Source organism: Mucilaginibacter sp. (assembly GCF_041660805.1).
In the GTDB taxonomy this organism is placed as follows: domain Bacteria; phylum Bacteroidota; class Bacteroidia; order Sphingobacteriales; family Sphingobacteriaceae; genus Mucilaginibacter.
Map to the genome: position 1 here is coordinate 131387 of NZ_JBAZVP010000008.1, position 14663 is coordinate 146049.

Below are 14663 nucleotides of genomic sequence, written 5' to 3' on the forward strand. Positions count from 1 at the left end.
ATTTTTACAGGTATTGTCATTTAGGACTGGCACAAATTTAGTTAAAAAAGAGAGAGTTTAAAATGGAGATAAGCAGATTAGATAAGCTATTAGCGTTTATACAGAACGAACCCGAAGATGAATTTTTAAAATACGCCCTTGCTACAGAGTATCTGCGACTTAATGACACCCAAAAGGCCTTAGACTATTATGAGGACCTAGTTAACAATCACCCAAATTACACCGGTACTTATTATCACCTAGGTAAGTTATACGAAGCTTTAGGCCGTAAAGATGATGCCATAAGTATTTATGAAAAAGGTATTGAGATTACCAAAGCTAAACGCGATATGCATGCCCTTTCTGAGCTACAGGGCGTTTATATGAATTTGAAAGGTTTTGACGACGACGATGACGACTATTAACAGGTAACCATTGAAAGGCAAACAACTTTTATTTATCCGCGATGTGTCTTTGTACACACTTACTGCATTTGGCGGCCCGCAGGCACATATTGCCGTTTTACTGCGCGAGTTTGTAGAGAAGCGCCGCTATGTTACCGAGGAGGAATTAATGGAGCTAAACGCATTATCGCAAATAATGCCGGGCCCGTCATCCACCCAAACACTGGTAGGTATAGCCTGGAAAGTAGGTGGGCTGCGTTTAGCCATAATTACTTTTTTGATCTGGATTTTACCCTCAGCAACTATCATGTGTTTGGCTGCCATCAGCTACAAAATGTTTGCTGATAAAGATAAATTTACCTCCATACTTCGCTTTATTCAACCTATGGCGGTTGGGATTGTTGCTTATGCTACTTATGTTTTTGCCCGCAAGTTCTTAAAAAGCAAGGTGACAATTATGCTGGCGTTAGGTTCGTTAATTGCCACGTTAATTTTACAAACCCCATATGCGTTCCCTATTTTAATATTGTTGGGGGGCATCATATCATCCGCCTTAGAAACACAGCAACAGGAAAATGAATTAAGGGTAAAGCTTTTTGCTAACGTAAACCCCAATAAGGTAGCTTACTTTATTGGGATACTGCTGTTTTTTGCAGTATTGGGCGCCATTATTAACAAAACATCCCCCTTTAGTTTACCTATACGTTTGTTTGAAAATTTTTATCGCAACGGTATCCTCATTTTTGGCGGCGGGCAGGTGTTAGTGCCTTTAATGTATACAGAGTTTGTTGAGCTGAAGCATTATTTAAGCAATTCGGAATTTTTATCGGGATACGCCTTGCAACAAGCATTGCCGGGCCCAACGTTTGCCTTTACCTCTTTTTTAGGGGGCATTGCCATGGGGAACAAAGGCTACAGCGTATTTGGGCAAGTAATAGGGAGCCTGGTAGCTGTAATTGGTATTAACCTGCCGGGATTGATATTAATATTATTCATAGTTCCCTTTTGGAATGATCTGAAAAAAATAACCCGGATCAAAAATTCTTTGAGCGGAATTAATGCTGTAGCAGTAGGCTTTATGGCAACAGCGCTTATCTTGCTGGTAAAACCATTCGGGTTAAGCTTTATGGCTTACGGATTGGTAGCAGCCACCTTTTTACTCCTTAATTTTACTAAAATAAAGGCTCCCGTTATTATTATTATTGGGGTGGTAATAGGGTTGATAGTATAATCTCAAACCATATTGAGAGAGCTTTTGAAGGGTAATTCAAATAAAAAACCCATCTGATCATAAATCGGATGGGCTATAATATCTGTCTCTTTCAGTTAAGGTTTAAAACGGCGGTTCGTCGTCAATATCATCCATTCTTGATGGACGAATAATAAAGTTGCTTTGCTTGTTTTCAAAATCCTGCGACGGGTTTATGCCCGCAAAAGCAGCACCTGGTGCAGGGAAGCTATCCATGCTTGGCTCCAGATCCTGGAACTTCACATATTTACCTACGAATTTTAACCTAACCTTACCTGTTTCACCATTACGGTGTTTGGCAATAATAATTTCACCAACACCCTGGGTTGGGTTATTGTCCTCATCTACATCTAATCCGTAGTACTCAGGGCGGTAAAGGAATAATACCATATCCGCATCCTGCTCAATTGAACCAGACTCACGTAAATCTGACAGCATTGGGCGTTTTGAACCACCCGGCCTGTTTTCAACCGCACGACTTAATTGCGACAATGCTATAACCGGTACGTTCAATTCTTTCGCAACAGTTTTCAGCGCTCGTGAAATACTACCAATTTCCTGTTCACGGTTACCACCTTTACCATCAGCCTTACCCTGCATTAGCTGCAAGTAGTCAATAATGATAAGTTGAATATCGTGCTGAGCCTTTAAACGGCGGCATTTAGCTCTAAATTCAAATATATTTAATGAAGGAGTATCGTCGATAATTAATGGGGCCTGCTCTAAACGGCCAATTTTAGAGTGGATCTGCTGCCATTCCCACTCCTCTAAAGTACCTTTACGGATCTTTTCCTGCTCAATTTCGGTTTCGCCGGATATTAAACGGTTAACCAACTGAACAGATGACATTTCTAATGAAAACACTACAACCGGCTTATCAAAATCAACCGCGGCATTGCGGGCACAGCTTAATACAAATGCCGTTTTACCCATTGCAGGGCGGGCAGCTATAATAACCAGATCTGATTTTTGCCAGCCCGAAGTCATCCTGTCTAATTCTGTAAAGCCAGATGCAACACCCGTAAGTCCGTCTTTTTTATCTTTAAGCGCTTCAATATCTTTCAAAGCCTGGTGTACCAGATCATCCATCTTGCGCGAATCGCGGCGAAGATTGTTTTGTGCTATTTCAAAAAGGTTCTTTTCGGCTTTATCTAAAAGCTCCAGTACATCACTGGTATCTTCATAAGCACTGTTAATTACCTCTGTTGAGATCCTGATCAGTTCGCGCTGTATGAATTTTTGTATGATGATACGGGAGTGGTATTCAATATTTGCTGCGGATGCTACACGATTGGTTAGCTCTGTTATATAATAAGCACCACCTATCATTTCCAGTTCGCCCTGCTGGCGTAACTGTGCGGTAACAGTAAGAATATCTACCGGTGATGTTTTTTCAAATAGAACGCGTATGGCGTTAAAGATTTTTTGATGATTATCCTTATAAAAAACCTCTGGTTTTAATACATCAATTACTGATGAAAGAGCATCTTTTTCCAACATCAGCGCACCCAAAACTGCTTCCTCCAGATCAACTGCCTGCGGGGGCAGCTTGCCTAATCCACTAAATGGAGTAGGGGTGCTTAGCCTGCTTTTGCGATCGGTAGAATTTGGCTTGTAATTGGGGGTATCGTTCTCGAAAATCATAACGAACAAAAATATACAAAAAATGTTCTTACCTGCTTGTTAATTCGCTAACACTTGAGTTTTCCACATAATAAAAACATTGTCAGCGCTATAAATTTCATGAGGCGTTATTAACATTCCCTGTGTATAACGTGTTAATAACGCTATAAGTACCTAACGCTCACCTATGTTGATAAATGTAGGCAATTGTTAAGTATTATAAACATAAGGCCATAGTTGTTCACTTCAATAAGGGTTAAATCAGTTAATATAGCTACTTTTGGCGAAATAATTTTTTTAGAAATGGCATATAATTCTAAACCTCCGCCACGTGAAGGCAATCAGATGGTTTTTGGTATAAGGGCAGTGATTGAAGCGATACTGGCAGGTAAAGAAATTGAAGCTTTATACATTCAACGCGGCTTAGGCGGCGGCTTGTTAAATGAGCTTAAAGACGTATTGAACGAGCATCAGATAACAGGGCAACAGGTGCCGGTTGAAAAACTGAACCGTATCACCATGAAAAACCATCAGGGTGCAATCGCTTTCATATCACCAATCATTTACCAAAAAATAGAGAACATCATTCCCGAAGTATTTGAAAGAGGGGAAGTCCCGTTAATATTAGTACTGGATAGCATAACCGACGTTCGCAACATGGGCGCCATTGCCCGTACTGCAGAATGTGCCGGCGTACATGCAATAGTGATACCCGCAAAAGGCTCAGCGCAGATAAACCCTGATGCGATTAAGACTTCAGCAGGCGCATTATACAAGATCCCGGTGTGCAGACATGATAACTTTATGCAAACCGTTAAGTTTTTGCAAGAATCGGGTTTGCAATTGGTTTGCTGTACCGAAAAGACAAATGATTATATCTACAGCCCTGATTATACCGCACCAACCGCAATAATCATGGGGTCTGAAGAAGATGGTATCCGTAACGAGATCATCCGCATATCCGACCATCTGGCCAAGATCCCAATGTTTGGCGAAATTGAATCGCTAAATGTATCAGTATCTACAGGTGTAATATTGTATGAGGCTATAAGACAGCGAACCCCCCAGCCCCCTGAAGGGGGAGCAAAATTTTAATAATAAAGCCCGGCTGTAAAAACAGACCGGGCTTTATGCTTTTCAAAAGCTCCCTCTTCAGGGGGCTGGGGGGTTAAATATACTTAGACCCAAATTTGCTTTTCACATCGGCAACAACCTGTTTGATGTTTTGCTCCTGATCACGTGGGCATATCAAAAGGGAGTTGTTTGATTCTACAACTATAAAATCATGCAGGCCTTGTAGTATTACCAGCTTTTCGCCGGGTACGTTTACCATGCAATTGCTGCTGTCATACATAATAACCTTATCTGAAGGGATAACTGCATTACCTACGTAATCTTTATCAGCAAGCTGGTAAATAGACGCCCAGGTACCCAAATCGCTCCATCCAAATTCAGACGGCAGCACATATACGTTTGAAGCCTTCTCCATAATACCATAATCGATAGAGATATTTATGCAGCGCTGGTATATTTTATGTACAAAAGATTTTTCCTGGTCAGAATTATAAACAGATCTTGCTTCCGCGAATATTTCATGCATTTCGGGCAAGTAGTTGTTAAAGGCCTCAACAATAGCTTTAGCAGACCATACAAATATGCCGGCGTTCCATAAAAAATCACCACTTTGAATAAAGGTCTTGGCAATATCAACGGTTGGCTTCTCGGTAAAGGTTTTTACCTTATGAAATTCATCATGCAGTGTTTGATCGGTATACTGTATATAACCATAACCTGTATCAGGGCGCGAAGGTTTAATGCCTAAAGTTATCAGGCAATTTTGTTCTGTTGCTGTTTTTAATGATTTTTCAATAGCAACAACAAATGCAGCCTCGTCTAATATCAAATGATCTGATGGCGCTACTACAATTGCGGCATCAGGGTTCATGCTTTCAATTTTAAAGCAACCATAAGCCACGCAAGGGGCGGTGTTTCGCATTACAGGCTCAGTCAGTATCTGCTGATCTTCCATATCCGGCAATTGTTCTTTAACCAGATCGGTATAACTTTGATTAGTTACAACAAAAATATTTTCTTTGGGGCAAACCTTTAGAAAGCGATCATATGTATTTTGAATTAAAGTTTTGCCTGTACCCAGTATATCAATAAACTGCTTAGGATAAGATGTGCGACTAATTGGCCAGAAACGACTCCCAATCCCGCCTGCCATAATAATGGCATAATAGTTTTTATTCATTGTGTAAGTTAGAGAATTTTTAATTTGGCAAATCCACGTTAAATATGTGCATTAGTTTGTAAATTTAATATTAAGTAAAACTAAATATTTCATTACGGTTTTTACCATTCTTTAAAGCGATAAATAAACAAATTGTTTTTAATCAAATAATCATTTTAATATAAAATTTTTAACTAAACCCTGCGTTTATTTATAAATTTTTGTTATTTTGAACCATAATTCCAAACGCACAAGTAAATAATGATAGAGACTAAGAAGTCGCTTTTTGATAACCTGCAAAATTTTTTCGGGTTTGATAACTTTAAAGGTGAACAAGAAGCGATTATAACTAATATTTTAGCAGGTAACGATACATTTGTAATAATGCCTACAGGCGGCGGCAAATCTATGTGTTACCAGTTACCCGCACTCATGAGCGAAGGTACTGCAATAGTGATTTCGCCGCTTATTGCCCTAATGAAAAACCAGGTTGATCAGTTAAGGGCCTTTGGAGGTTCAGACAGTATAGCGCACTTTTTAAATTCCTCATTAACAAAAGCAGATATTTTAAGGGTTAAGGACGATGTTTTAAGTGGTAAAACCAAATTACTTTACGTTGCCCCCGAATCACTGACCAAACAAGAGAACGTTGATTTTTTAAGGCTTAATCAGGTATCATTCGTAGCCGTTGATGAGGCGCATTGTATATCAGAATGGGGGCATGATTTCCGCCCCGAATACCGCAAAATAAGACAAGTTATCAGCAATATTGGCGATGATATCCCCATTATTGCTTTAACTGCTACAGCAACGCCCAAAGTACAGCAGGATATTCAAAAGAACCTGCAAATGAATAATGCTACGGTTTATAAGTCATCTTTTAATCGTGCAAATTTATACTACGAGGTTAGGGCCAAGCGTAATGCCATAAAAGAAATAGTAAAGTTTGTTAAGCAAAACCAGGGCAAATCAGGCATTATATACTGCCTGAGCCGCAAAAAGGTTGAAGAGGTTGCCGAAGCTTTAAGCCTTAATGGCGTTAAGGCATTACCTTATCACGCAGGTTTAGACCCTAAAGTACGTGCCGATACGCAAGACAAATTCCTGATGGAAGATGTGGATGTTATTGTAGCTACAATAGCATTTGGTATGGGTATAGATAAACCCGATGTTCGCTATGTTATACACCACGATATGCCCAAAAGCATGGAAGGCTACTATCAGGAAACCGGTAGGGCAGGCCGTGATGGCGGCGAAGGGGTTTGCGTAGCCTTTTACTCAGGCAAGGATATTGATAAGTTGCAGAAGTTTATGAAAGATAAACCTGTAGCTGAGCGGGAGATAGGCACGCAAATACTGAAAGAAGTTATTGATTATGCCGAATCATCTGTTTGCCGCCGTAAACAATTACTGCATTACTTTGGCGAGAACTTTAACGAAGCCGGCTGTAACTGTATGTGCGATAACTGCAGTGCACCTAAAACACATTTTGATGGCGAAGTGCACCTGCACAAAGCATTAAGCTTAATTAAGCTGATTGGTGAAAAGTTTGACGATTGCCACATCATCAACATATTGATGGGTAAAGATGATGCCCAGGTTAAGAATTACGAGCACGATAAGCTGGATTATTTTGGATCGGGCGTTGAGGAAGGCGAAAACCTGTGGAACTCTTTAATGAGACAGGGACTGCTGAATAATTTCTTATCTAAGGATATTGACCAATATGGCCTGCTGCATTTAACAAAATCAGGTAATTCATTCATTGATAACCCTTACAGCATCCGTTTTGTCTTAAACAGAGAAATGGGCCCAATGGACGAGGATGAAGGCGAGGACGGTCCTAAACAAGCCGGTGGTGCATTAGATACCGTACTGCTGCAGATGCTTAAGGATTTACGTAAAAAGCTGGCTAAACAAAAAGGTTTGCCACCGTTCGTGATCTTTCAGGACCCATCGTTAGAGGAAATGTGCACACATTATCCTATCAATACCGAAGAGCTGAAGCAAATATCAGGTGTGGGAGCGGGTAAGGCCATGAAATTTGGTGCGCCGTTTGTTGACCTGATCAATAAATATGTTGAAGATAACGATATAGACCGCCCAATTGATATGGTGATCAAGAGCGCGGCTAATAAATCAGCATTAAAAGTATTTATTATCCAGAATATTGATCGACACTTAAATTTAGATGATATAGCGGCTTCAAAAGGCTTAACCTATGAAGAGATATTAAAAGAGGTTGAAACCATTGTAAACTCGGGCACAAAGCTTAATTTGAATTATTACATTGATGAAATGATAGATGAAGATAAGCAGGAAGAAGTTTTCGACTACTTTAAATCTGCCGAGATCGATTCTATTGACGATGCCTTAGTTGAGCTCGGCTCTGATGATTATACCCGTGAAGAAGTACAGCTGATGCGCATTAAGTTCCTGTCAGAAGTAGGGAATTAAAGTTTATTAAAGCAGAAAATTTAAAGTCCAAAGCCGAAAGCAACACATAGCTTTCAGTTTTGGACTTTTTGCTTTTACCTTTATTTTGTTATTATTTTAAACTCTGTACGGCGGTTTTTGCCACGGTTCTCATCTGATGTGTTGGGTGCAATAGGTTCGGTTTTGCCATAGCCTTTGTAAACAAGGCGGTTTGCGTTTATGCCGTTTGCAGCCAAATAGCTATATACCGATTTTGCACGATTTTCTGATAACAACTGGTTTATCTGATCGTTGCCAATATCATCTGTATAGCCAGAAATTTCTATATGCACAGCAGGGTTAAGTGTTAAAAATTCTATTAATTTTTGCAGCTCGGCTTTTGACTCGGCCTTCAGATCAAATTTATTGGTATCAAAAAATATGTTCTTTAATATCACTTTACCGCCCACTTCAATAGGCGACAATGATATAGAAATATTATAAGCGTTTTTAGCGTTATGGCCAATCAACGAGAAGTTATCCGAATAAAACAGATAGCCCTCTTTAGAGATATTTAGCCCATAATTTTTTCCGCCGGCAATAGTTGCCAAAAACTCACCCTGGTCTTCTGAACTGTAATCCTGGTAAACAGGTATGTTCTTTTGCAAGTCAATTATTTCAATAGCCGATTCTAAAGGTTCATTAGTTTTACCATCTACTATTTTGCCTTTTACATAAGTTACCATGTTAGGGCGCACGTTTACGGGTAATTGAAAGGTATAAATATCGTATCCACCAAATCCCTTTAGATTATTAGATGCAAAGAAGGCATATTCGCCATTAGCTGTTATAGTTAAACCGTTCTCATCACCGCTGGAGTTAATGGGATAGCCCAAATTCTCCGGTTTCTTCCACTTGCCATCGGTACCCAGCCTGCTTACAAAAAGATCTTTATTACCTAAGCCCGGCCACCCGTTACTGCAAAAGTAAAATGTACTATCGTCCGGGTGGATAAAAGGGGACTGCTCATCAAACGCTGTATTTATCTCGGGGCCCATATTTTCAGGGGCACCCCATCCTTTTTCTGTGAGGCTTGATTTCCAGATATCGTATCCGCCATAGCCACCTTTACGGTTGCTTACGAAATACAATGTTCGCCCGTCTGCACTAATAGAAGGCTGCGCTTCCCAGCCCGATGTATTTAATGGTGCGCTTAAACTAAATGGTTTACCCCAGTCGTCACCCTTCTTTTGAGATATATAAATATCACATCTGCCTAAACCATCAGGCCGGTTACATCCTGTAAAGAATAAATATTTACCATCCTGCGATATGGACTGTGCCCCTTCATTATACTGCGCTGTATTTATAATATTGCTCAGGTAATCAGCTTTTTGCCATGTGTTATTTAACTTAATACTTTTATAGAAATCTTCGTTATTATTTATCTTCCTGGTAAAGATAAGCGTCATTTCATCCGCAGTAGCTGTGGGTAAATATTCATCAGCAGCAGTATTAATTTCGGCCCCCATGTTTACCGGCTTAAAAGCTACGGGATGTAGCAGGGCCTGGATACTATACTTACAATCATTCACCAGCTTTTGGGCATAAGCTATATTTGATGCTGTAATGTTTGGGTAAGTTAAGTACTTTTCAAGATGCTGCTGTGCGCTGGCATATTGCGATTCTGTAATTTCAGAATCGCCAACTTTTAAATAAACAGAGCGGTTATAGTCGGGGTTTAGCTCAATAACTTTAAGATAATGCTCAATGGCCTGTTTATTTTGCCGCCTCAATCGCAATACATCTGCTAACTGCGCATGTGCCTCTATGAATTTATTATCAATGCCTAATGCTTTTTGCAGCTGTAGAATGGCTTCGTCATACAAATGCTCATCAATGCTTTGACTGGCCAGCGCGTAGTATTTAATGGCCTCTTTATCCGCGGTGGAATATAGCCTTTGCTGCGCATGCGCGCATACCGGTAAAAAACCCATTAAAATAAGCAGAAATAAGGCTATGCGCATTGTTAACTGATACGTTATTCAATACACTAAGTTACAACATTAAGGGATATTTAAATACTTGTGGGTTTGTAATGATATTTCCCATTGCGGGTTGGCCATTACATAGTCAACAATAAGAGGTGTCATTTCTTTATTTTTTGACCACTCGGGCTGTAAATATAGTTTACAGTTTGGGCCAACCAGTTTAGCATGGTGTTCTGCAAACGCAAAGTCAGATTTATTGAAGACGATCACTTTTAGCTCATGCGCCTTATCAGCAACTTGTTGTGTAGGCGCTTTAAATTTTTTGGGCGATAAACAGATCCAGTCCCAATGGCCGGAAAGGGGGTAGGCACCGGATGTTTCAATAAATGTTTTAATACCTTTTTGCTGAAGGCTTTGAGTAAGGTAATCTAAATTATAGATCAGCGGCTCGCCACCGGTAACTACCACGGCCTTTGAAGGGTAACGGGAGGCGTTCTCAACAATAGTATCGGCAGCGGTAAGCGGATGTAGCTCGGCATCCCAACTCTCCTTTACATCGCACCAATGACAACCCACATCGCATCCGCCCAGGCGAATAAAATAAGCTGCCTTACCGGTGTTGTATCCTTCGCCCTGTATCGTATAAAACTCTTCCATTAAAGGAAGCAGTGTGCCGTCTTCCGGAACTTGATGTGCCATAATAGGGCGCAAAGTTACCCTTTTGATATGAAAGGTTAAAGTTTAAAGGCAAAAGGTGATTGAAAGTGCCTCAAAATGACATTTCAGCAATAAAAAAATGTATAGTATAATGCTCGTAATCTATCAACTTATTTTGCTATAATTACCTTTAAATTAATGCAATATGAAAAAACTTTTCTTCCCAGTTTTATTTTTCGTTTTGCTGAGTCTAAATTCATGTGTTGATATTGAAGAACGCTATGATTTTAAACCTGACGGCGCCTGTAACGTCACTTATGGTTTTGACATGGGTAAGGCCGTATCCGTTTTAATGAACCTCATGACAGATTCCGTTAGGGAAACCCCGCAATTTGCCTTGGTTAAGGATACCACACTCAATTTTTACAGTGCGTTGCCCGATAGTATTTCAAAGGGGATGAATATAGATGAAATGAAAATGGCACAGGGAAGTGATCTTGCCATTAAAATGGATCTGAATAAAAACATCATGAAGGTAAGTATAAGGCATGAAGCAAAGAATGCTGCCGATCTGAAATATTACCTGCAACATCTGAGCAGTATATCAATGAATAACCAGCTAAATAGTGTTGCCAAAAACAATGCCGTTAAAAATTTTGATGCACAGCCACTTATCACAGGGCAAAGCTATTATACATATGATATAACCCCGCACAAATTTTACCGCATAATTGATAAGGTTAAGTTTAACGCGTTCTTAAAAAGTGCAGGCTCAAAGTTTGCTATGGCAAAAGCCATGCTGATAGATATGCCTTATAAGGTGGTACTAAACTTTGCCAAGCCTGTTAAGAAGATAAACAACCCTAAAGCCATATTATCTGCCGACAGGCGTAAAGTAACACTCACAACCAGTATGGATGAGGTAATGAAAAATCCTGCTTTGATGAACCTAAAGATTGATTTTTAAGTTCCGGTGAAGTGGTATCATCTACCCGGACTTACCTTAACAGGTGAGCCAACCATCCAAAAAGTAAAGGCCGGCGGCAAAAACATTTGTATTATTGAATATGATAACAAATTGTATGCTTTAGGCGCAAGTTGCCCGCATGCAGGTGCCGAATTAAGTGGCGGCTGGTGTAAGGATGGAAAGATCATATGCCCATTTCACCGTTACTCTTATGATTTGGAAACAGGTAAAGGCAGCCCGGGACAAAATGATTATGTAGATGCTTACCCTATAGAAATAAGAAAAGATGGCATCTACATAGGCATAGAATCCTTTTGGGATAGAATTGGGCTTTAAAGAACCAATTACTGCCCTTTACAACCTAAACGTACACTTCTTTATTGGCCGAAGCTAAAGTGTTTTTCAATAACCCAATAATGGTCATTAAACCTACGCCACCGGGTACGGGGGTTATCCATGATGCTTTTGGGGCAACTCCCTCAAAATCAACATCGCCATATAATTTATAGCCAGATTTTGTTACGGTTGATGTTTCGCGGTTCATGCCTACGTCAATAACAACAACACCATCTTTCACCATATCTGCAGTGATAAAATTCTTTTTACCAATAGCTACGATCAGGATATCAGCATCAAGCGTGAACTTTTTAATATCAGGTGTGCGGCTGTGGCAAATAGTTACGGTACAATTGCCGGGGTAGGTATTACGCGCCATCAGGATGCTCATAGGTGAGCCTACAATATTGCTACGGCCAACAACCACACAATGTTTGCCTGATGTTTCAACGCCATATTCTTTCAGCATTAAAGTAATGCCATAAGGGGTAGCAGGGATAAATGATGGCAGATTGCGTTGCATGCGGCCTAAGTTAACAGGGTGGAAGCCATCAACATCTTTGCGGTAATCTATCTGCTCAGTTACCTTTTCAGGATCGATATGTTTAGGTAGGGGAAGCTGCACGATGATACCATCAATGTCTGCATCTGCGTTTAATTCGGCTACTTTGGCAAGTAATTCGTCTTCGGTAACATCATCTTCATAACGTACCAGTGTAGATTTGAAGCCTACCTTTTCGCAGTTCTTCATTTTACTGGCCACATAGGTTTCACTGCCACCGTCATGGCCAACCAGTACCGCTACCAAGTGCGGCTTGCGACCCGTAGCTGCCAATATTTTAGCCGCTTCTTCGGCTATTTCAACCTTAAGTTTTTCTGATACGTATTTTCCGTCTAATAACTGCATTATAGATATGAGATGTGAGACTTGAGATATAGATAGAAATTTGCATTGTCTCAAATCTCATACCTAACATCTCAAATCTAAATTAGTCTAATTTCAATACTGCCATGAACGCCGATTGTGGTATCTCTACGTTACCTACCTGGCGCATGCGTTTTTTACCTTTTTTCTGTTTTTCCAACAGTTTACGCTTACGTGATATATCACCACCATAACATTTAGCGGTAACATCTTTACGTAAAGCCTTCACTGTTTCACGGGCAATGATCTTGGCACCAATTGATGCCTGTATAATAATTTCGAATTGCTGACGTGGCAACAACTCCTTTAGTTTTTCGCAGATCTTTTTACCAAAATCATAAGAGTTACCACGGAATATCAGTGAAGATAAAGCGTCAACCGGCTCGGCGTTCAGTTTAATATCTAAACGCACAAGATCACTCTGGCGGTAACCTATCTGGTGATAGTCAAATGAGGCATAGCCCTTTGATATTGTTTTTAGCTTGTCGTAAAAATCGAAAACGATCTCGCCCATTGGCATCTCAAACACCAGTTCAACACGGTCAGACGTTAGGTAAGACTGGTTTTTAATAAAACCGCGCTTTTGGATACAAAGTGACATTACCGATCCAACAAATTCAGATTTGGTTATGATGGTAGCTTTAATGTAAGGCTCCTCTACAAAATCTATCTTGCTTGGGTCAGGCAGATCAGAAGGATTGTTCACTATTATTGGCTCACCTTTAGTGGTATAGGCGACATATGACACGTTTGGTACGGTTGTAATAACCGTCATATCAAACTCGCGCTCTAAACGCTCCTGAATGATCTCCATGTGCAGCATCCCCAGGAAACCGCAACGGAAACCGAAGCCCAAAGCCGCTGATGACTCTGGTTCAAAAACCAGTGAAGCATCGTTCAGCTGTAGCTTAGCCATTGACTCGCGCAGCTCTTCGTAATCCTCAGTATCAACCGGGTAAATACCGGCAAATACCATTGGCTTAACCTCTTCAAAACCCTGTATACCGCTTTCGCATGGGCGATTGATGGTTGTTATAGTATCACCAACTTTTACCTCGCGCGATTCTTTGATCCCCGATATAATGTAACCTACATCACCGGTTTTGATTACATCTTTTGGTAGTTGCTTCAATTTAAGTGTACCAACTTCTTCTGCAATATATTGTTTCTCGGTAGCAAAGAACTTTACCTTATCGCCTTTACGGATCTCGCCGTTAACCACTTTAAAGTAAGCCACAATACCACGAAATGAGTTATAAACCGAGTCAAAGATCAATGCTTGTAGCGGTGCGTCCGGGTCGCCAACAGGGGCGGGGACACGATCAACAATGGCACGTAAAATATCATGCACCCCCATACCGGTTTTACCTGATGCTGCCAAAATTTCTTCGCGTTTGCAACCTATCAGTTCAACTATCTGGTCTTTAACCTCCTCGGGCATAGCACCGGGAAGGTCCATTTTATTTAGTACGGGGATAATCTCCAGGTCGTTCTCTAATGCTAAATAAAGATTAGAAATAGTTTGCGCCTGTATACCCTGTGCAGCATCAACAATAAGCAGCGCGCCTTCACATGCAGCTATAGAGCGGGATACCTCGTAAGAAAAATCTACGTGCCCAGGTGTATCAATAAGATTAAGGATATATTTTTGGCCATCAAGTTCATAATCCATCTGGATGGCGTGACTTTTAATGGTAATACCGCGTTCGCGTTCCAAGTCCATATCATCAAGCAATTGTGCCTGCGATTCGCGCTGGGTAATGGTATTGGTATATTCTAATAACCTATCGGCAAGGGTACTTTTACCGTGGTCAATATGGGCTATTATACAAAAATTACGTATGTGCTTCATTCAAGCGCAAAAATAACTTTTTAAGCGGATAA

The 14663-nt window shown here is 40.4% G+C and carries 12 protein-coding genes; 6 read left to right on the forward strand and 6 right to left on the reverse strand.

Annotated features, from left to right (window positions below):
• The first annotated feature begins 62 nt into the window (after positions 1 to 62).
• Together WC743_RS12925 and chrA are read left to right on the forward strand one after the other, a co-directional pair.
• The gene (locus tag WC743_RS12925) at positions 63 to 404 is read left to right on the forward strand and encodes a tetratricopeptide repeat protein (protein ID WP_373012424.1); all 342 of its coding nucleotides are present in this window, start codon (positions 63 to 65) and stop codon (positions 402 to 404) included.
• A 10-nt stretch (positions 405 to 414) separates the two neighbouring features.
• On the forward strand, positions 415 to 1614 hold the full coding sequence (gene chrA / locus WC743_RS12930; RefSeq protein ID WP_373012425.1) for a chromate efflux transporter: 1200 nt from the start codon (positions 415 to 417) through the stop codon (positions 1612 to 1614).
• 102 nt (positions 1615 to 1716) lie between these two features.
• Here chrA and dnaB read toward each other — a convergent pair whose 3' ends face one another.
• On the reverse strand, positions 1717 to 3276 hold the full coding sequence (dnaB, locus tag WC743_RS12935) for a replicative DNA helicase (RefSeq protein WP_373012426.1): 1560 nt from the start codon (positions 3274 to 3276) through the stop codon (positions 1717 to 1719).
• Positions 3277 to 3558: 282 nt separating this feature from the next.
• On the opposite strand from dnaB, the gene rlmB reads away from it, so the two are divergent.
• Positions 3559 to 4350: a 23S rRNA (guanosine(2251)-2'-O)-methyltransferase RlmB gene (gene rlmB, locus WC743_RS12940; RefSeq protein ID WP_373012427.1), complete on the forward strand. Its 792-nt coding sequence runs from the start codon at positions 3559 to 3561 to the stop codon at positions 4348 to 4350.
• 73 nt (positions 4351 to 4423) lie between these two features.
• Here rlmB and WC743_RS12945 read toward each other — a convergent pair whose 3' ends face one another.
• Complete coding sequence (locus tag WC743_RS12945) at positions 4424 to 5509, reverse strand: mannose-1-phosphate guanylyltransferase (protein WP_373012428.1); 1086 nt, start codon at positions 5507 to 5509, stop codon at positions 4424 to 4426.
• A gap of 243 nt (positions 5510 to 5752) precedes the next feature.
• Between WC743_RS12945 and recQ the strand changes: the two genes are divergently transcribed.
• Entirely contained in the window at positions 5753 to 7945 is a 2193-nt protein-coding gene (gene recQ / locus WC743_RS12950) for a DNA helicase RecQ (RefSeq protein ID WP_373012488.1), read from the forward strand.
• Between the two features lie 80 nt (positions 7946 to 8025).
• On the opposite strand, the gene WC743_RS12955 is transcribed toward recQ, so the two are convergent.
• Positions 8026 to 9930 (reverse strand): OmpA family protein, encoded by a 1905-nt coding sequence (locus WC743_RS12955; protein ID WP_373012429.1) that lies wholly within the window; start codon positions 9928 to 9930, stop codon positions 8026 to 8028.
• A gap of 39 nt (positions 9931 to 9969) precedes the next feature.
• Positions 9970 to 10593, reverse strand: coding sequence for a 7-carboxy-7-deazaguanine synthase QueE (locus tag WC743_RS12960; protein ID WP_373012430.1), 624 nt, complete (start codon positions 10591 to 10593; stop codon positions 9970 to 9972).
• 163 nt (positions 10594 to 10756) lie between these two features.
• On the opposite strand from WC743_RS12960, the gene WC743_RS12965 reads away from it, so the two are divergent.
• Together WC743_RS12965 and WC743_RS12970 are read left to right on the forward strand one after the other, a co-directional pair.
• On the forward strand, positions 10757 to 11518 hold the full coding sequence (locus tag WC743_RS12965; RefSeq protein ID WP_373012431.1) for a hypothetical protein: 762 nt from the start codon (positions 10757 to 10759) through the stop codon (positions 11516 to 11518).
• A 6-nt stretch (positions 11519 to 11524) separates the two neighbouring features.
• A complete protein-coding gene (locus WC743_RS12970) occupies positions 11525 to 11854 on the forward strand; it encodes a Rieske (2Fe-2S) protein (RefSeq protein WP_373012432.1) in 330 nt (109 codons plus the stop codon).
• Between the two features lie 25 nt (positions 11855 to 11879).
• On the opposite strand, the gene WC743_RS12975 is transcribed toward WC743_RS12970, so the two are convergent.
• On the reverse strand, positions 11880 to 12761 hold the full coding sequence (locus WC743_RS12975) for a bifunctional 5,10-methylenetetrahydrofolate dehydrogenase/5,10-methenyltetrahydrofolate cyclohydrolase (RefSeq protein ID WP_373012433.1): 882 nt from the start codon (positions 12759 to 12761) through the stop codon (positions 11880 to 11882).
• 82 nt (positions 12762 to 12843) lie between these two features.
• Entirely contained in the window at positions 12844 to 14631 is a 1788-nt protein-coding gene (gene lepA, locus WC743_RS12980) for a translation elongation factor 4 (RefSeq protein WP_373012434.1), read from the reverse strand.
• Between the last annotated feature and the right edge of the window lie 32 nt (positions 14632 to 14663).